Origin of the sequence: Allobosea sp., from assembly GCF_036675845.1 — a bacterium.
In the GTDB taxonomy this organism is placed as follows: Bacteria; Pseudomonadota; Alphaproteobacteria; order Rhizobiales; family Beijerinckiaceae; genus Allobosea.
This window is the reverse complement of the sequence record NZ_JAKFED010000061.1, coordinates 1-18,565: the sequence shown is the minus strand read 5'-3', so window position 1 is coordinate 18,565 and position 18,565 is coordinate 1. Positions and strand designations below refer to the sequence as shown.

Here is an 18,565-nt window from a genome sequence, read left to right as displayed (position 1 = left end):
CGGGTGTGCTCCTCCCCCGGTTCTGATCCGCCTTCGCGAAAGGACGCCGCCATGCCGCTCGGTGCTCATCTCCGCTTCCTGCTCAGCGGGCTCCTGCTTTCGCTGGCGCTCGTCTTCGCAGCTCCCGCCAGCGCCCAGCAGGTCAATCCGACCGCCAATTCGGTCAAGGAACAGCAGTTCCTCGATGCGCTGAAGGGCAATTCTTCCGCCGAGCTGCGGGGCCGGATCACGATTCCCGACACCAAGGCCGCGACGCTGGAGCGCCCGGCCGGACGCGACTGGCGTGCCTTCCATCAGGGCACGATGGTGCGCACCGGGGCCATCGCCGTGCTCGGCATGCTGATCCTGCTCGTCGCCTTCTACCTCTTCCGCGGCCGGGTCCGGGTCGAAGCCGGATTTTCGGGACAGACGCTCACCCGCTTCAACGCCTTCGAGCGCTTCATGCACTGGCTCACCGCCGCCTGCTTCATCGTGCTGGCGCTGTCGGGGCTGAACGTCACCTTCGGCAAGATGCTGCTGCTGCCGCTGATCGGGCCGCAGGCCTTCACCAACGTCTCGGTGGTGGCCAAGTGGTCGCATAACTACCTGGCCTGGCCGTTCATGCTCGGCATCGTGCTGATGCTCCTGGTCTGGATCAAGGACAACATCCCCGGCTCGGTCGACCTGCGCTGGCTCGCCGCCGGTGGCGGCATCGTCGGCAAGGAGCACCCGCCGGCACGGCGCTTCAATGCCGGCCAGAAGATGATCTTCTGGGCCGTGGTGCTGGGCGGCGCGGCGCTCTCGGTCTCCGGCGTCTATCTGCTGTTCCCGAGCTTCGCCGGCGGGGTGCTCGAGCTGCAGTTCTGGAATGTCGTCCACGGCATCGTCTCGGTGCTGATGGTCGCCGTCATCCTGGCGCATATCTATATCGGCACCCTCGGCATGGAGGGCGCCTTCGACGCCATGGGTTCCGGCGAGGTCGATCTCAACTGGGCCAGGCAGCACCACTCGCTCTGGGTCGCCGAGGAGGCGCAGAAGGGCCACAGGCCCGGCGCCACCCTGCAACCGGCGGAGTGACGCCGTCGTCATCGCGAGCGAAGCGAAGCAATCCAGGGGTCTTGCGCCACATTGCCCTGGAGCGCTTCGCCGGCTTCGCCGCCTCGCAATGACGGCAAGGCTTGACCGCCGGGGCCGATCCGCAAGATGACAGCCGGGCGCATTTCGCGCCCGGTTTCGTTTTGGAGATGTCGTTTTCGATGCGCGTGATCGGGCTGGCAGGCTGGAGCGGAGCCGGCAAGACGACCCTTCTCACCCGGCTGATCCCGGAATTCGCGGGCCGGGGCATTGCGGTCTCGACCATCAAGCACGCCCACCATGCCTTCGATCTCGATACGCCGGGCAAGGATTCCTTCGCGCATCGCCAGGCCGGCGCATCCGAGGTGCTGGTCTCCTCGGCCAGCCGCTGGGCGCTGCTGCATGAATTGCGCGACGAGCCGGAGGCGGCGCTGCCGGAGCTGCTGGCGCGGCTTTCGCCGGTCGACCTCGTCATCGTCGAGGGCTTCAAGCGCGATCCGCACGCCAAGCTCGAAGTGTACCGCGCCGCCAACGGCAAGCCGCCGCTGCATCCCGGCGACCCGAGCATCGTCGCCGTGGCGAGCGACCTCGCCTTTCCGCATGCCGGCCGGCCGGTGCTCGGGCTCGACGACGTGCCTGCGATCGCCGATCTTCTGTTCGCCCGCGCGCAGCCTCTCGCCGAGGTGCTGGCGCGCGCCCGAGGGGAGGGCTGAGATGGCGCAGCTCAGTGAGGATACCGCGGTCTTCGGCGGGCCGCTGATGACGATCGAGCAGGCCGCCGCCTTGGCGGCCGAGCGCATCCGCGCCGTCGCCGAAGTCGAGACCGTGCCGCTGGGCGCCGCCGATGGCCGCGTGCTGGCAGCCGATATCGCGGCACCGCGCGACCTGCCGCCCTTCGCCAATTCGGCGGTCGATGGCTATGCGGTCCGCTTCGCCGACCTCGCGCCGGCCGGCGAGACGCGCCTGCCGCTCTCGGGCCGGATCGCGGCAGGAGCCGATGCCGCAAGCCTCGCCGTCGCGGGTTTTTCGGTGCGGGTCTTCACCGGCGCGCCGATGCCGCCCGGCGCCGACACCGTCTTCATGCAGGAGGATGTCGAAGCCGATGAGACTTTCGTCCGGCTGCCAGCCGGCCTGAAGCGCGGCGCCAATGCCCGGCCCGCCGGCGAGGATGTCGCCCGCGGCGCGCCGGTGCTGGCGGCGGGCCGCTGCCTGCGCCCGCAGGACCTCGCCTTGCTCGCCGCGCTCGGCCTCACCGAGGTCGCGGTGCGCCGGCGCGTCAGGGTCGCGGTGTTCTCCACCGGCGACGAGCTCAACGAGCCCGGCGCCCCGCTGCCGCCGGCCGGCATCTATGATGCCAATCGCAGCGTGCTGCGGGCGCTGGTGGCGCGCGCCGGCGCCGAAGTCGTCGATCTCGGCATTCTCAGGGACGAGCCGGAGAGCCTGGGCGAGCGCCTGCGCGCGGCGGCGAGGGATTGCGACCTGATCCTGACCTCGGGCGGCGTCTCGACCGGCGAGGAGGACCACGTCAAGGCGGCCGTCTCGCGGGTCGGCGAGCTCGCCTTCTGGCGCATCGGCATCAAGCCCGGCCGCCCGGTCGCGATGGGGCTGATCGAGGGCAAGCCCTTTCTCGGCCTGCCGGGCAATCCCGTCGCCGTCTTCGTCACCTTCGCCTTCGTCGCGCGCGCCGTGATCGCACTGCTCGCCGGGACGACGCCGGCGCGCCCGCAGGGCCTGCCGGTCAGGCTCGGCTTCCCCTATCGCAAGAAGGCCGGCCGGCGCGAATATGTCCGCGTCTCGCTGGCGCCGGGCGCGGACGGCATCGCGCTCGCCAGCAAGCATCCCCGCGACGGCGCCGGCATCCTGACCTCGCTGACCGAGACCGACGGGCTGGTGGAGTTGGGCGAGGAGCTGACCTCCGTCGCCGAAGGGACGCTCGCGCCCTTCTTCGCCTATGACGCGCTGACCGGCTGAACCCGTCATTGCGGGATGCGCTGCAGGTCGGCGGCAGCGCCCTCAGTCGCGGCGGAAGATGGTGGTCGCGAGCCAGCCGAAGAGCAAGGCGAGCGCGGCGGTGGCCAGGCCGTAGAGCAGCGGCTGCTCATGCGCGCCCGAGGCCAGGCTCTGCTCCATCCCGGTCTTGATCACCTCGAAATTGGTGGTCTGGCGCGCCAGCGCCGCTCCGCCGGAATAGAGCACGATCTCGATCTCGTAGGAGCCGGTCGGGGCGGTGGCGGGCACTCTGATCGGGGCACTGAACAGCGTCGGCGAGAGGAAGGTGACGCCGCGTTCGTCCTGGCTGTAGAGCTGCTTCTCCTCGAGGATGCGGATCAAGGCGTCGCGATAGGGCCCGATGCCGAACTCGAATTCGCGCCCCGCCGGCGTCCTTTGCGCGTTCGCCAGGCCGACGCGCTCGCGGCGCGCGGCATCCGGCGACAGGATTTCGTCGATCGGCCTGTTGCTCGAGACGCTGAGAAAGATCGGGCGGTCCGCGAAGCGGCGCTGCTGGCGGTTGATCCAGAGCGGTCCGACGCGCTCCTTCTCGCGCACGATCAGCATGCGCGGCGGGCCGCGCACGGTGACGACGATGTCGTAGGGGTCGGCGCGGGCGGCGGTGCGGCCCTCGCGCTCGACCAGGCCGAAGACGGTGAGCTGGTCGCCGGTATAGTTCGAGGTGATGGCGATGCGATGCGTCGACAGCGCCGCGATCAGCGTCTCGGCTCCCGCCGGAGCGCAGGCGGCGGCGAGCATCGCGGCGAGGATCGCAAGCCGGCGCCAGCTCATCTTGTGCCCTCCGGCATCACCACCGAATAGGGCTCGGCCGGCGGCACGAAGAGATCGATGGCGAAACGCAGGCCGACCGAGAGGATCAGCAGGGCGAGCAGCAGCCGGAACGAGCCGACATTGAGGTTGCGCGCCGCCCGCCCGCCGAATTGCGCGCCGATGACGCCGCCGATCAGCAGCAGGATGGCCAGGACGATGTCGACCGACTGGTTGGTGACGGCGTGCAGCACCGTCGCACCGGTCATGGTGACGAGGATCTGGAACAGCGAGGTGCCGACCACGACCGCGGGCGGAACCCGGAAGAAATAAAGCAGGGCCGGGACCAGGATGAAGCCGCCGCCGACGCCGAGCACGGCGCCGATGAAGCCGATCACCACCGCCAGCCCGGCGATCGGCAGCACGCTGGCATAGAGCTGGGAACGGTAGAAGCGCATGCGCCAGGGCAGGCCCATCCAGGGCGGGTGCATGCCGGCCCGCCGGCGCAGGCGGGCGGGCTTGCCCTTGCGGTCGCGCAGCGCCGCGCGCACCGCGTCGAACAGCATCAGCCCGCCGATGCAGGTGAACAGCGTGACATAGGCCAGCGTGATGACCAGTTCGAGCTGGCCGAGCCGGCGCATCGAGTTGAAGAAGAGCACGCCCATGATCGTGCCGAAGATACCGCCGCCGACCAGCACCCCGCCGAGCTTGAAATCGAGCGCTTTGCGCCGCCAATAGGTCAGCACGCCGGTCATCGACGAACCGGCGACCTGGGCCGCGACGGTGGCGACCGCCACGGCCGGCGGGATGTCGAGGAAGATCAGCAGCGGCGTCAGCAGGAAGCCGCCGCCGACGCCGAACAGCCCGGAGATGAATCCGACCGCGCCGCTCAGGCCCAGGACGAGCAGGACACTGATCGGCAATTCTGCGATCGGAAGATAAATCTGCACCCTTCTCAACCCTGTCAGCCGGCGCGACGGCTTCCCATGCGAAGGCGTCGAAACGGTGACGCTAGCGTAAAATCCCTTTCAGATTGCTTTGCTCTGAAAGGCTTTCGCTCGGGCCTTCGGTCGCAGAGGGGGACGCCGGCTGCGCCACCGTCTCAGCTGCGGTTGGGCTTCGCCGGCTTCCTGGCTGCGGTCGGCGCCTCGTCCCAGCCCTTGGCCGGCGCCGCGACCTCGTTGGCGAGCGCCGCCAGCGGCTTCGGCTTCCAGGCGTCGACCGCCGATTTGGCGGTGGCGAGGTCGGCGGCAGGAAGGCGGCTCGCGACTTCGTCGCGCTTGCGGCCGGCATCCTCGTCGCCCTGGGCGGCGGCGATGGCGAACCAGCGATAGGACAGCCCGAGATCGGCCGGCGCGCCGAGGCCGCGGCCGAGCAGGACCGCGAGATTGTATTGACTGTCGCGGACCCCGAACTCGGCGGCGCGGCGGAACCATTCCGCCGCGGTGGCATAATCGGGCTTGCCGCCGGCGCCCTCGGCATAGAGCACGGCGAGATTGTGCATCGCCTTGGCGTTGCCGCGCTCGGCGGCTCGCGAATACCAGAGCCGGGCGAGCGCCACGTCGCGGCCGGTACCGATGCCCTTCTCGAACATGTTGCCGAGGCGGAACTGCGCCGGCGCCAGCCCGGCGACGGCCGCGCGCTCGAACAGGTGCAGCGCCAGCTTTGGATCGCGCCCGGCGCCCTGCGCGTCGGCGGCGTCGGTGGCGAGTTCGTAGACGGCGCGCGCGTCGCCGGCGAGGGCCGCCTTGCGCAGGCCGCTCGTCCCCAGCGTCGCCGGGATCTCGCCGAGGCCGGTCACGCTCTCGGGCGGCTCGGGCGCGGTGGTCGGCGGCAGGGAAGCGACGACCGGTGCGGCTGCGGCGGGGCTGGCTTCGGGCGTCGCTGCGAGCCCTGGCTGCGCCGCGGCCAAAGCGGGCGAGGCGCCGATCTGGATCGGCGCCAGCGCCGATCCCTGGTCCTTCGCCGGCGCGGCCGGCGCCGTCGCTTCGGTGCTGGCCTTCTCCGTGCTGTCCTTCTCGGCGGTGGCCCGGGGCGGGGTGGCCTGCGCGGCCTCGTTCGCGACCTGCGTCTTGGAGCCGCCCTGCAGCGTGCCCGAGAAGACATGGGCGGCGCCCATCGCCAGCACGACCGCGGCCAGGCCGAGCAGCAGCGGCCGGCGGCGCTTCTCCATGATCTCCTTGAGCCGTCCGCCCGTCGCGGCCGGCTTGCCGGGCTTGGCCGGTTCCGGCGTGACGGCGGGAGCGGTGGCGGCCTCTGATGCCGCCTTGGCCGAGCGCCGGGCGGCGGCGATCAGGCTCTGGCGGACCGACTGCGGATCGCTCGCGGCGGGCGCGGCCTCGACGCGCGGGCGGCCGGAGCCCGGCTCCAGCGGCAGGTCGAACGCACCGGCTGCGGGCGCCCGCGAGGCCACCAGGCGCTCATCTTGCCTGGCGCCGAGCGGGATCGCGGGCGGCAGGGTCGCCGGCTCGATCGCAGTCACCCCAGCGAGCCTTGAGGCCGAGCTCGGCGGCAGCGGCGGCACGCCGCGTGCGCTTTGGCCGCGCTCGCCGCCGAGCTCGGCTTCGAGGCTCGCCAGCCGCGCGATGACCGTCTCCAGGGTCTGGTGAACGGCGCCGATCGCATCCTGGGTCTCGCGCCCGGAGGAGGCATGGGTGTCGCGCAGGCCGGTCATCAGGTTGCTGAGCTCGGCGAAGCTCGCGCCGCGCGGCGGCGCCATGTCCGCCATCGCCGCGCGGGCGGCGCGCTCCGCCGCCGCGGCGGTGTCCTCGCGCATGCTCTGCAGATGGACGACGAGGTCCTGCAGCGTCCGCTCGATGCCGGTTTCGGCCGAGCGGGTCGCCGCCGCCTCGTCGAGCCGGTGCGCGAGGCCGGCGATCTGCTGCTCGAGCGCGTCGAAGGAATCCGCGCCGGCGCCGGGCCGGCCGGCTTCGTCGATCTTGCTGGCGAGCGTGCGCAGCATCTCCTCGACCGGCCGCATGTCGACCTGGGCCATCGGCACGCCGCCGTCGTCCTCGACCATGCGGGCGAGGTTGCCGGAGGCCGCGAGCGACTCGATCCGGCCGGCGAGCGCCTCGATCTGCTTCTCGACATTGGACGGGCCCTGGCGGGCGATGGTCTCGAGCTGCTGCTGGAGCGCGTCGATGCGCTCGTCGAGCGGGTTCGCGGGGCGGTCGGCGAGGTTCTCGAGCCTGACCACCAGCGCTTCGATGCGCCCGGACAGCTCGTCCGAGGCCGGGCGGCCCATGGCGTTGAGCTCGTCGAGGCGGGCGACGAGCTGGTTGACCTGGCCGTCGATGACGGAGGCCTTCATCGACGGCAGCGACTCGATCTTCTGGGCCAGCGATTCGACCTGGCGCGAGAGCGCCATCAGTGGGACGCTGTCGCCCAGGCGCTCGCGCGAGCGGTCGCTCACCAGCGTGTCGCGCACATCCTCGATGGCGAGCGACAGGTTGCGCAGTTCGCGGCCGTCGGGCTGTGCCTCGCGCAGGCGTCCGATCTCCGAGGAGAGCGAGCCGAGCTGCTGCGAAAGGTCGTCCAGGCGGCGGTTTTCCGAGGAGGAGGACACCAGCTCGCGCAGTTCGGCGATCTCGCGCAGCACCGGCGCGACCGTGCCGCGGTCGCTGCCGCGCGCGACGAGGGCGTCGACCTTGGCGGCGAGATGGGCGATTTCGAGCTCGAAGCGGCTCAGCCCCTCCTGGGAGCGGTTGTCGGAGAGGCGGGTGATCTCCGCCTCGATCCGCGCCAGCGGCTTCAGCACCGGGTCGAGCCGGTCGCGGCCGTCCAGCCTTTCGAGCCGGGAGCCGAGATCGCCGATGGCGCGCTCGAGCGGCTGGAAGGCGGTGCGCTGCTCCTCGAGGCGGGCGGCGGGCGAAATCGCCGGCTGGGCCGGGGCGATGCGGGCGCTGAGATGGCGCAGATCCTCGCGCAGCCCGGCCAGCGTCTGCGCCGGATTGCCGCGCTCGAAGGCGGTGGTGGCGGGGGTCGGCTCGGCATCGAGCGTGCGCTGGCGCGAGCGGATGTCGGAGACGGCGGCCGCCAGCCCGTCGCGGCTGAGGAAGGGGCGCGCGGGAGCCGGCGCCGGCGGCGCGACGGTGGCCGCTGCGGCCTTGCGGCTCGCCTCGGCGCTCTGGCGCTCGATCTCGGCGATGCGCTCGCCCATCGTCTTGATCGCGTCGGCGATGACGTTGGTGGCGCGCTCCTGGCGCTCGGCCGTGGCGCGCTCGCCCATCGACAGGCGGCTTTCGGTCTTCTCGATCCATTTGGCGATCGAATCGAGGGCGCCGGCCGTCTTGGCGCCGGCGTCGCGGGTCAGCCGTTCGGCCATCGCGGCCTGGGTGATGAAGGCGTCGATGCGGTCGCGGGGAAGGCCCGGCGCGGCCTGGGGAGGCGGAGCGGCCGGGCTGGCGGTCTGCATCTCGCCCTGCGAGAGCCTGGCGAGGCGCTCGGAGAGCGCGGCGATGTCGAGCTGTTCGGTCTTGGCGGGCGCGGGCGCGGGCGTCTCGTCCTCGGCCTCGTCGCGGATCTTGTTGTCGAGCCATTCGCCGAGCGTCATGCCGGCACGCCGGGCAGCGGCCTTCGCCGCGTCGCGGGTGCGCGGGTCGACGCCCTTCACGCTCCAGGGCAGGCTAGTCGCCATTGTCACGCTCGCCTACGGGGCCGGTGTTCTCTTTGGGATGCACAGCCCCCTGCGCCGCTGCTTCCCATTGCGAATCCATGAAACGTGAAGATCCTGTTGCGGCGGATGCTCCTCATGGTCGCGCCCCCGACTTTTCGCAGACACGGTAAACGGACAGTTAAGAAATCGGCCGCGGAGGTTAATTTTCTGCAAATTCCCCTTGCGGCACCCCTTGGCGTGGCGGACGTAACGGTAACTTACCTACCGAAAGGGGAAGATTACCTGACGTAAGGGAGCGTTGCGCCCTATCTCCGCCCGCAATACGGATCGCTACGCCATCGCAGCCGCCCAGCGCCGTTGCCCCACACACGTCCTTTCCAAGGATCATATCCATGTCGCGCCAAAGCTCTGCTCTGGCGGCCGTTGCAAGTCATGACGGCCGCACCTCGCCTTCCACTCCCTCCGTTTCGAACGATGCCGCCGGCGGCTTCACCATCAGCGATCTCGCCCGCGACTTCGGCGTGACGCTGCGCACGCTGCGCTTCTATGAGTCGCGTGGCCTGCTCGCTCCGGCCCGTTCAGGCATGACCCGCATCTATTCCGGCCGCGACCGGGCGCGCCTCGCCCTTATTCTCAAGGGCAAGCAGCTCGGCTTCACGCTCGTCGAGATTCGCGCCATGCTCGCCAATGAGGAGAGCAAGGGCGGCGAGGGCCAGGAGAAGTCGGCCTCCGTCGGTGGCTTGCAGCTCACCCGCGCCCAGATCACCGAGCAGCTCGAATTGCTGCGGACCCAGCGCAGCGAGATCGAGGGCGCCATCGCCGAGCTCGAAGGCACGCTGGCCCGCCTCGGCGCCTGAAGCGCGCAGCCGGCGGTCACGCACCGCCGCGACCCGGTCTTAAACGCCTCGAACCTTGCCGGGTTCGGGGCGTTTTCCGTTTGTCGGCAGCGCGAACGCGCGTAGCCTGCAGCTGAGTTTCCCAGTTCCCGAGTTCCAGCTCCGAGCCGCAGGCGCACGCCCAAAAAACTTCGGCCTCCCTCTTGGCAAGGAACGGCCAGATAGTTTATATATGAACTATCTCGAAGCGCCGCTGTCATCTCGCACCGGCAGGCTGCTTCGCCAGAACGCGTTTTGGACGACAGGGAGGATGCGATGCCGGTCTACAAGGCCCCCGTTGAGGACACGCTGTTCCTCCTGAACGACGTCTTCCAGTTCGAGCGCTACAACAACCTGCCGGGCTTCGCCGACGCCACGCCGGACCTGGTCGAGGCCGTGCTGGGCGAGGGCGCCAAGCTCTGCGAGGAAGTGCTCCAGCCGCTCAACCATTCCGGCGACCAGGAAGGCTGCAAGCGCAACGCCGACGGCACGGTGACGACGCCGAAGGGCTTCAAGGAGGCCTATCGCGCCTATTCCGAGGGCGGCTGGATCGGCCTCGCCATGGACCCGGAATATGGCGGCCAGGGCCTGCCCTACACGCTCGGCGCTGTGATGAACGAATACGCCTCCGCCGCCAACATGGCCTTCGCCATGTATCCCGGCCTGACCATGGGTGCGATCGCGGCGCTCTATGTGCACGGCTCCGACGAGCAGAAGCGCACCTATCTGCCGAAGATGATCGAGGGCGTCTGGTCGGGCACGATGAACCTGACCGAGCCGCATTGCGGCACCGATCTCGGCCTGATCAAGACCAGGGCCGTGCCGCAGGTCGACGGCTCCTACGCCATCACCGGCACCAAGATCTTCATCTCGGCCGGCGAGCAGGACATCACCGAGAACATCATCCACCTCGTGCTCGCCCGGATCGAGGGTGCACCGGCCGGCGTCAAGGGCATCTCGCTCTTCGTCGTGCCGCGCAATGCGGTCGGCGCGGACGGCGCCGTCGGAGAGAACAACAAGGTCTCCTGCGGCTCGATCGAGCACAAGATGGGCATCCACGCCAATTCGACCTGCGTCATGAACTACGACGGCGCGCAGGGCTGGCTGATCGGCACCGAGAACAAGGGCCTCAACGCCATGTTCGTGATGATGAACGAGGCCCGCCTCGGGGTCGCGATCCAGGGGCTGGCGCAGTCCGAGGTCGCCTATCAGAACGCCGTCGCCTACGCCAAGGACCGCCTGCAGGGCCGGGCCCTGACCGGCGCCAAGAACCCCGACAAGCCGGCCGACCCGCTCTTCGTCCATCCGGATGTCCGCCGCACGCTGATGTCGATCAAGGCCTTCAACGAGGCGGCGCGCGCCTTCGTGCTCTGGAACGCTATCAAGTCCGACGTCGCCCACCGCTCCGGCGACGCCGCCGAGCGCCAGGCGGCCGACGACCAGCTCGGCCTGATGACGCCGGTGCTCAAGGGCGTGCTCACCGATACCGGCTTCGACAACGCGGTGAAGGCGCAGCAGATCTATGGCGGCCATGGCTACATCGCCGAGACCGGTGTCGAGCAATTCGTGCGCGATGCCCGCATCGCCATGATCTATGAGGGCGCCAATGGCGTGCAGGCGATGGACCTGGTCGGCCGCAAGCTCGGCCGCGATGGCGGCCGCGCCATCATGGCCTTCTTCAACGAGGTCGGCGGCTTCGTGAAGGAGAACGAGGCGGACGAGGCGCTGAAGCCGCTGCTGGATTCTCTGCAGCTCTCTCTCTGCCACCTCCAGCAAGCGACGATGTGGTTCATGCAGAACGCCCTCGCCAAGCCCGACAATGCCGGGGCAGGGGCGAACGACTACATGCACCTGCTCGGCCTCGTCTCGCTCGGCTATATGTGGGCGAAGATGGCCAAGGTCGCGCAGGACAAGCTCAAGGCCGGCGCGAATGGCGCGACCGAGCGCATGAACGCCAAGCTCGTCACCGCCCGCTTCTTCATGGAGCGCACCCTGCCGGAGACGGCCGCGCATCTGGCGCGGATCACCGCGGGCGCGGATTCGACCATGGCGCTGAGCGCGGACCAGTTCTAGGGCGCGCAAGCCATCGCGCGTCATCCCGGACAAGCCGCGAAGCGGCGCCGATCCGGGATCCATCGTAGGGAGCACCGCTTTACGATGGATCCCGGAGTTCCGCTTCGCTCCATCCGGGATGACGGCGCGGTTCCGTAGTCTACATTGGTCCGCCGGACCTCGAGATGCCGACTAACGAGCCGCCGCTGCGGCCAGACCGGAGGCCTTCACTATGGCTGACGCATTCATCTACGATCACGTCCGGACGCCGCGCGGCAAGGGCAAGGCCGACGGTTCGCTCCACGAGGTCACCGCGATCGAACTCGGCACGCAGACCCTGCGCGCCATCAAGGAGCGCAACAATCTCGACACCAAACTGGTCGAGGACGTCGTCTTCGGCTGCGTCGATCCGGTCGGCGAGGCCGGCGCCGACATCGCCCGCACGGTTGCGCTGAAAGCCGGCTACGGCAAGGAAGTGCCGGGCGTCCAGATCAACCGCTTCTGCGCCTCGGGGCTCGACGCGGTGAACCTCGCCGCGGCGCAGGTCATGTCCGGCCAGAAGGAGATGGCGATCGGTGGCGGCGTCGAGAGCATGAGCCGCATCGGCATGGGCGGCTCGGGCTTCGGCATCGCGGTCGACCCTTCCGTCGCCATCGACACCTATTTCATGCCGCAGGGCGTCTCGGCCGACCTGATCGCGACCAAATACGGCTTCTCCCGCGACGATGTCGACGCCTATGCCGTGCGCTCGCACAAGCGCGCCGCCAAGGCCTGGGAGGACGGGCGCTTCAAGCGTTCGGTGATCCCGGTCACCGACGTCAACGGGCTGATCATCCTCGACCGCGACGAGACCATCCGCCCGACCACCGACATGCAGGCGCTCGCCTCGCTTAAGGCCTCCTTCGTCCAGATGGGCGAGATGGGCGGCTTCGACGCGGTCGCGACCGCGGCCCACCCGGATGTCGAGTTCATCAACCACGTCCACCATGCCGGCAACTCCTCGGGCATCGTCGACGGCGCGGCGGCCGTGCTCGTCGGCTCGAAGAAGGCCGGCCGGGCGGCGGGCTTGAAGCCGCGCGCCCGCATCCGCGCCTTCGCCACCACCGGCTCCGATCTCGCGCTGATGCTGACCGGCCCGGTCGACGTCACCGAGCTCGTGCTGAAGAAGGCGGGCATGACGACGAAGGACATCGACCTGTTCGAATTGAACGAGGCCTTCTCCTCGGTCGTGCTGCGCTACCAGCAGGCCTTCGACATCGACGACGCCGTGCTCAACGTCAATGGCGGCGCCATCGCCATGGGCCACCCGCTCGGGGCGACCGGCGCGATGATCCTCGGCACCGTGCTCGACGAGCTCGAGCGCACCGACAAGCAGGTCGCGCTGGTGACGCTCTGCGTCGCCGTCGGCATGGGCGTCGCGACGATCATCGAGCGGGTGTGAGCATGAAGCCGCTCGCGCTCGCCCACACCGCTCTGATCGTCATCGACGTGCAGAAGGCCTTCGAAGAGATCGCCGCCTCGGGCGTCCGGCGCAACAACCCGCAGGCCGAGGCGAAGATCGCCGAGCTGCTCGCGGCGTTCCGCAAGGTCGGCGCGGCGATCATCCACATACGCCACGCCTCGCTCGAGCCGGAATCGCGCTTGTGCGCCGGGCGGCCGGGCTATGCGGTCAGCGATGTCGCCCGCGAGCAGTCAGGCGAGCCCGTGCTGATCAAGCACGTCAACAGCTCCTTCATCGGCACCGACCTCGAAGCGCGCCTGCGCGGTGCCGCGCTCTCGACGCTGGTGATCGTCGGTGCGACGACCAACCACTGCGTCGAGACGACGACGCGCATGGCCGGCAATCTCGGCTTCGACGCCCGCCTGGTGCGTGACGCCATCTGGACCTTCGAGCGGACCGGTCCGGACGGCGACCACCACAGCGCCGAGGCGATCCACGCCATGACGTTGTCCAATCTTTCCGACGAGTTCGCCGAGATCGTCACGGCGGATCGGATCATCCAGGCCGTCGCGCAGGCAGGCGCCGAGACCGCTGCCAAGATCACTGCTGAGCCCGCCGCGCCGCAGCCCGCCGCCTGACCGGAGGACAACCGATGAACCTCAGCAATTTCCGCTTCGAGACCGACGCCGACGGCATCGCCACCCTGACCTGGGACATGCCGGGCCGCTCGATGAACGTCATCACCCCCGAGGTGATGGCCGAGCTCGACCAGGTCATCGACAAGGTCGCCACGACCGAGGCGATCAAGGGCTGCGTCGTCACCTCCGGCAAGGATAGCTTCTCCGGCGGTGCCGATCTCACCATGCTGCAGGGCCTGCGCGACCTTTATGTCGGGCTGGCCAAGCAGAAGGGCGAGCAGGTCGCGATGCAGAGCTTCTTCGACGAGAGCCGCAAGCTCTCGCTGCTCTACCGCAAGCTCGAAACCTGCGGGAAGCCGTTCGCCGCCGCGATCCATGGCGTCTGCCTCGGCGGCGCCTTCGAGCTGGCGCTCGCCTGCCAGCTGCGCGTCGTCTCGGACGATGCCTCGACGCGCGTCGGCCTGCCCGAGGTCAAGGTCGGGCTGTTCCCCGGCGCCGGCGGGACGCAGCGCGTCTCGCGCCTGATGCAGACCGGCGACGCGCTGCAGATGATGTTCAAGGGCGAGCAGATCAAGGCGCTGCCGGCGCGCAATTCCGGCCTTGTCCATGCCGTCCTGCCGCGCGCCGAGATCGTCCAGGCCGCCAAGGAATGGCTCAAGGCCAATCCGCAGGCAAAGCAGCCCTGGGACGATCCAAAGTTCAAGCTGCCCTCGAACAAGGTCCATTCCCCGGCCGGCATGCAGATCTGGCCGCCGGCCAATGCGATCTATCGCCGCGAGACCAACGACAATTATCCGGCGGCCCGCGCCATCCTCTCGGCGGTCTATGAGGGGCTGCAATTGCCGATGGACCTCGCCCTCAGGGTCGAGAGCCGCTATTTCGCAAAAATCCTGCGGACGAAGGAGGCGGCTTCGATGATCCGCTCGCTCTTCGTCTCGATGCAGGAGCTGAACAAGGGCGCCCGCCGTCCCGCCGATGTCCCGCCGAGCAAGCTGAAGAAGGTCGGCGTCGTCGGCGCCGGCTTCATGGGCGCCGGCGTCGCCTATGTCACCGCGCTGGCCGGCCTCGACGTCGTGCTCGTCGACCGCGACATCGAGGCGGCCGAGAAGGGCAAGGCCTATTCGCACAAGCTGGTCTCCGACCAGATCATGAAGGGCCGCGCCAAGACCGCCGATCGTGATGCGCTGCTCGGCCGCATCAAGGCGAGCGCCGACTATGCGGATCTCAAGGGCTGCGACCTCGTCATCGAGGCGGTGTTCGAGGACCCCAAGGTCAAGGCCGAGGTGATCGCCAGGGTCGAGGCCGTGGTCGGTCCCAAGACGATCTTCGGCTCCAACACCTCCACTTTGCCCATTACCGGTCTTGCCTCGCATTCCCAGCGCCCGAAGAACTTCATCGGCATCCATTTTTTCTCGCCGGTCGAGAAGATGCTGCTGGTCGAGGTCATCAAGGCCAAGAAGACCGGCGACAAGGCGCTCGCCATGGCGCTGGACTATGTCCGGGCCATCAAGAAGACGCCGATCGTGGTCAACGACACCCGCGGCTTCTACGCCAATCGCTGCGTCGGCAACTATATCCGCGAAGGCCATCTGATGCTGATGGAGGGCGTGCCGCCGGCGATGATCGAGGCCGCCGGCAAGCAGGCCGGCATGCCGGTCGGCCCGCTCTCGCTCAACGACGAGGTCGCGGTCGATCTGGCGTACAAGGTGCTGAAGGCGACCAAGGCGCAACTCGGCGAGGGCGCGGTCGATCCGGCGCAGGAGAAGCTGCTCTCCGACATGGTCGAAAAGCACGGCCGGCTCGGCCGCAAGAACCGCAAGGGCTTCTACGATTACCCCGAGGCCGGTCCGAAGCGGCTCTGGCCGGGCCTCGCCGACCTGACGCAGAACCGGCTCGAGCCCGAACTGGTCGACATGGAAGAGCTGAAGCACCGCCTGCTGGTGACGCAGGCGCTGGAGGCGGCCAGGACCTATGAGGAAGGCGTCGTCACCGATCCGCGCGAGGCCGATGTCGGCTCGATCATCGGCTTCGGCTTCGCGCCCTATAGCGGCGGCACGCTCTCCTATATCGACAACATGGGCGCCGCCGCCTTCGTCAAGCTCTGCGAGGGCCTGGCGAAGAAGCATGGCGAGCGCTTCAAGCCGAACAAGATGCTGAAGCGCATGGCCAAGACGGGGGAGAGCTTCTACGGCGCGGCCGAGAAGAAGGCGGCGGCCTGAGGCGGAGCTCCCGGACTCTTCAGCCCTCATCCTGAGGAGCCATTTCCGGCAGGAATGGCGTCTCGAAGGATGGTTCAGGAGGCTCTGGAACCATCTGGAGCATCCTTCGAGACGCGCCTGCGGCGCTCCTCAGGATGAGGGGCATAGTATCGTCGAGCAATCGAGGCGCGTCCGACCATGCCCATACGGCCGATCCTGAGCTTCCCCGATTCGCGGCTGCGCATGGCCGCCGCTGTGGTCACGCGCTTCGACGCGGAACTCGGCGTGCTTGCGGCCGATCTGCTGGAGACGATGCGCGCGGCGCCGGGCATCGGCATCACCGCGCCGCATCTCGGCGTGCTCGCGCGGGTGGTGGTGCTGGAGCTGACGCCCGGCGAGGTCCGAACCTACGTCAATCCCGAGCTGGACTGGGTCTCGCCCGAGACGATCCGCCACACGGAGGGCAGCGTCTCGATGCCCGGTGTGACGGACGAGGTCGAACGCCACGCCCGTATCCGGGTCCGCTATCAGAATCTCGGCGGCAACGAGCAGACCGAGGAGGCGAGTGGCCTGCTCGCCGTCTGCCACCAGCACGAGATCGACCAGCTCGACGGCATCTTCTGGATCGACCGCCTGTCCCGCCTCAAGCGCGACAGGCTGATCGCGCGGTTCAACAAGCTGCGGCGGGGGTAGGTCTCTAAGGGGCGTCATGCTCGGGCTTGACCCGAGCATCTCGTGCCGCAGGAGGTTCTGGTGCTTCTTCCTGCCGGAGATTCTCGGGTCTGCGCTTCGCTTCGCCCGAGAATGACGTCTGTTCCGCTCAGTTCGCCACGGCCCGGATCACGCGCCTCAGCTTCTCGACCAGCTCGCCGACCTGGCCTTCGGTGATGATCAGCGGCGGCGAGAAGGCGATCGTGTCGGCGGCGGTGCGGACCATCAGGCCCTCCTCCCGGAACAGGCGGTCCATCGCCTCGAAGGCGCGCTTGCCGACGCCCTCCGCCCGCGGCGCGAGGTCGACGGCGCCGACCAGGCCGAGCGTGCGGATGTCGACCACGTTCGGCTCGCCCTTCAGGCTCATCACCGCATCGGCCCAGGCGCCTTCCATGTCGCGGGCGCGCTCGAACAGGCCTTCCTCGCGATAGATGTCGAGCGCCGCGAGCGAGGCCGCCGCTGCCAGCGGGTGGCCGGAATAGGTGTAGCCGTGGAACAGCTCGATGACGTTGTCGGGCCCGCCCATGAAGGCGTCGTAGATGTGCTTGCGCACCAGGACGCCGCCCATCGGCACCGTGCCCGAGGTCACGCCCTTGGCGAAGGTGATCATGTCGGGGATGACACCGTAGCGCTCGGCGGCGAAGGCATAGCCGAGCCGGCCGAAGCCGGTGATGACCTCGTCGAAGATCAAGAGGATGCCGTGCTTGTCGCAGAGGTCGCGCAGGCGCTTGAGATAGCCCTTCGGCGGCGGCAGCGCCCCGGTCGAGCCCGCCATCGGCTCGACGATCACGGCGGCGATGGTCGAGGCGTCGTGCAGCGCGACGACGCGCTCGAGGTCGTCGGCGAAATGGGCGCCATATTCCGGCTCGCCCTTGCTGAAGGCCTGCTTCTCGCGATCATAGGTGTGCGAGATATGGTCGGTGCCGGTCAGGAGCCCGCCGAAGAACTTGCGGTTGTTGACCATGCCGCCGACCGAGATGCCGCCGAAGCCAACGCCGTGATAGCCGCGCTCGCGGCCGATCAGCCGGGTCTTCGAGCCCTTGCCGGAGATGTTCCAGTAGGCGAGCGCGATCTTCAGCGCCGAGTCCGCCGCTTCCGAGCCGGAGCCGGCGAAGAAGACATGGTCGAGATCGCCCGGCGCCAGCGCCGCGATCCGCGCCGCGGCGGCGAAGACCTTCGGGTGGCCGTACTGGAAGGAGGGGGCGTAATCGAGTTCGCGCGCCTGCGCCTGGATCGCCTGGATGATCGGCTCGCGGGCATGGCCGGCATTGCAGCACCAGAGACCGGACGTGCCGTCCATCACCGGCTTGCCCTCGGGCGTGTAGTAGAACATGCCCTCGGCCCGGGCGACCATGCGCGGATTCTGCTTGAACGAGCGATTGGCCGTGAACGGCATCCAGTAGGCTTCGAGATCGTTCGGCGTGGCAATCGCGCTCGGCGCAGAGGTCATGGCCCGGTCCTGTCGGCTTTTTAAAACTTCCTCAACCTAGCAGCGCGGTACGGGCTGTAAATCCGCAGCGGGGCGGGGCATGCCTGCACGGGGCGGGCGACAGGGTCTCGCGCGGCGAAGATGACGTAACGTCGTTTCTGGCGTAGCTTCTGGGAGGGGATAAACTGGACCACGCCCCAATGGTCGTTCGCGCCGCAGGTCTGGACGGGGAAGACGGGTTGGCGCCGGAGGATATCCGTGCCGAGCTGGAGCGTGTGCTCGCCTCCGACATCTTCCGCAGCGCCCCGCAGCTCACGGCCTTCCTGACCTATGTCGTCGAGCAGACGCTCGCCGGGCGTGCCGGCGAGGTGAAGGGCTATACGATCGCCGTCGAGGCTTTCGGCCGCCCGCCCGATTTCGACCCGCAGGCGGACCCGATCGTGCGCGTCGAGGCCGGCCGCCTGCGCAAGGCGCTGAACCTCTATTTCGCTGCCGAGGGCATTGCCGATCCCATCCGCATCGCCGTTCCGGTCGGCGCCTATGTGCCGGTCTTCGAGCGTCTTGCGCCGGCCGAGGCGGCCGACCTGGCGATGGAGCCGCCTGTCCCGGCCGCGACGGCGACACGTGTCGAGGCTGAAGTCCCTGCCGAGAGCGCTGCGGCCGCGGCCGGGTCCTCGCGCTACTGGCTCTACGCCGCCTGCGCCGCGCTCGCGCTCGGCCTCGCCGCGATCGCCTTCTGGCGCTGGCACGGGGACGACGCCCGGCAGGAGACGGCGCTGCAAGTGGCCGTGCC

General features: G+C 69.1%; 13 protein-coding genes and 1 pseudogene. 10 read left to right on the top strand and 4 right to left on the bottom strand.

Features of this window, described 5'->3' with window-relative positions; translation table 11 throughout:
* Positions 1 to 51 precede the first annotated feature (51 nt).
* The 3 genes from V6M56_RS07065 to V6M56_RS07055 all read left to right on the top strand — a co-directional run bounded on the left by V6M56_RS07065 (position 52) and on the right by V6M56_RS07055 (position 3,024).
* Positions 52 to 1,056 carry a formate dehydrogenase subunit gamma gene (locus V6M56_RS07065; RefSeq protein WP_332682420.1) on the top strand — a complete coding sequence of 335 codons (1,005 nt, stop codon included), beginning with the start codon at positions 52 to 54 and terminating at the stop codon, positions 1,054 to 1,056.
* A 179-nt stretch (positions 1,057 to 1,235) separates the two neighbouring features.
* Positions 1,236 to 1,766, top strand: a complete 531-nt coding sequence (mobB, locus tag V6M56_RS07060) for a molybdopterin-guanine dinucleotide biosynthesis protein B (RefSeq protein ID WP_442881101.1) — start codon at positions 1,236 to 1,238, stop codon at positions 1,764 to 1,766.
* Position 1,767: 1 nt separating this feature from the next.
* The gene (locus V6M56_RS07055; RefSeq protein ID WP_332682418.1) at positions 1,768 to 3,024 is read left to right on the top strand and encodes a molybdopterin molybdotransferase MoeA; all 1,257 of its coding nucleotides are present in this window, start codon (positions 1,768 to 1,770) and stop codon (positions 3,022 to 3,024) included.
* Between the two features lie 42 nt (positions 3,025 to 3,066).
* Here V6M56_RS07055 and V6M56_RS07050 read toward each other — a convergent pair whose 3' ends face one another.
* From V6M56_RS07050 to V6M56_RS07040, 3 genes are all read right to left on the bottom strand, one after another.
* Positions 3,067 to 3,834: a TIGR02186 family protein gene (locus V6M56_RS07050; protein ID WP_332682416.1), complete on the bottom strand. Its 768-nt coding sequence runs from the start codon at positions 3,832 to 3,834 to the stop codon at positions 3,067 to 3,069.
* Positions 3,831 to 4,760 (bottom strand): sulfite exporter TauE/SafE family protein, encoded by a 930-nt coding sequence (locus V6M56_RS07045; protein WP_332682414.1) that lies wholly within the window; start codon positions 4,758 to 4,760, stop codon positions 3,831 to 3,833. Before V6M56_RS07045 ends, V6M56_RS07050 begins: the two co-directional genes overlap by 4 nt.
* 152 nt (positions 4,761 to 4,912) lie before the next feature.
* The gene (locus V6M56_RS07040) at positions 4,913 to 8,449 is read right to left on the bottom strand and encodes a hypothetical protein (protein ID WP_332682413.1); all 3,537 of its coding nucleotides are present in this window, start codon (positions 8,447 to 8,449) and stop codon (positions 4,913 to 4,915) included.
* A 371-nt stretch (positions 8,450 to 8,820) separates the two neighbouring features.
* Here V6M56_RS07040 and V6M56_RS07035 point away from each other — a divergent pair, with 371 nt between their 5' ends.
* The 6 genes from V6M56_RS07035 to V6M56_RS07010 all read left to right on the top strand — a co-directional run bounded on the left by V6M56_RS07035 (position 8,821) and on the right by V6M56_RS07010 (position 16,325).
* Positions 8,821 to 9,285, top strand: coding sequence for a MerR family transcriptional regulator (locus tag V6M56_RS07035; protein ID WP_332682412.1), 465 nt, complete (start codon positions 8,821 to 8,823; stop codon positions 9,283 to 9,285).
* A gap of 294 nt (positions 9,286 to 9,579) precedes the next feature.
* A complete protein-coding gene (locus tag V6M56_RS07030; protein ID WP_332682410.1) occupies positions 9,580 to 11,376 on the top strand; it encodes an acyl-CoA dehydrogenase C-terminal domain-containing protein in 1,797 nt (598 codons plus the stop codon).
* A 211-nt stretch (positions 11,377 to 11,587) separates the two neighbouring features.
* Positions 11,588 to 12,796, top strand: coding sequence for an acetyl-CoA C-acetyltransferase (locus V6M56_RS07025; protein ID WP_332682409.1), 1,209 nt, complete (start codon positions 11,588 to 11,590; stop codon positions 12,794 to 12,796).
* Positions 12,797 to 12,798: 2 nt separating this feature from the next.
* Entirely contained in the window at positions 12,799 to 13,434 is a 636-nt protein-coding gene (locus V6M56_RS07020) for a cysteine hydrolase family protein (protein WP_332682408.1), read from the top strand.
* A gap of 14 nt (positions 13,435 to 13,448) precedes the next feature.
* Positions 13,449 to 15,653: a 3-hydroxyacyl-CoA dehydrogenase NAD-binding domain-containing protein gene (locus V6M56_RS07015; RefSeq protein WP_332682406.1), complete on the top strand. Its 2,205-nt coding sequence runs from the start codon at positions 13,449 to 13,451 to the stop codon at positions 15,651 to 15,653.
* Between the two features lie 177 nt (positions 15,654 to 15,830).
* The gene (locus V6M56_RS07010; protein ID WP_332682404.1) at positions 15,831 to 16,325 is read left to right on the top strand and encodes a peptide deformylase; all 495 of its coding nucleotides are present in this window, start codon (positions 15,831 to 15,833) and stop codon (positions 16,323 to 16,325) included.
* Positions 16,326 to 16,452: 127 nt separating this feature from the next.
* On the opposite strand, the gene aptA is transcribed toward V6M56_RS07010, so the two are convergent.
* The gene (aptA, locus tag V6M56_RS07005; protein ID WP_332682402.1) at positions 16,453 to 17,793 is read right to left on the bottom strand and encodes an omega-aminotransferase AptA; all 1,341 of its coding nucleotides are present in this window, start codon (positions 17,791 to 17,793) and stop codon (positions 16,453 to 16,455) included.
* Positions 17,794 to 17,972: 179 nt separating this feature from the next.
* Between aptA and V6M56_RS07000 the strand changes: the two are divergent.
* Positions 17,973 to 18,565: pseudogene (locus V6M56_RS07000) on the top strand (hypothetical protein); the annotation flags it as partial.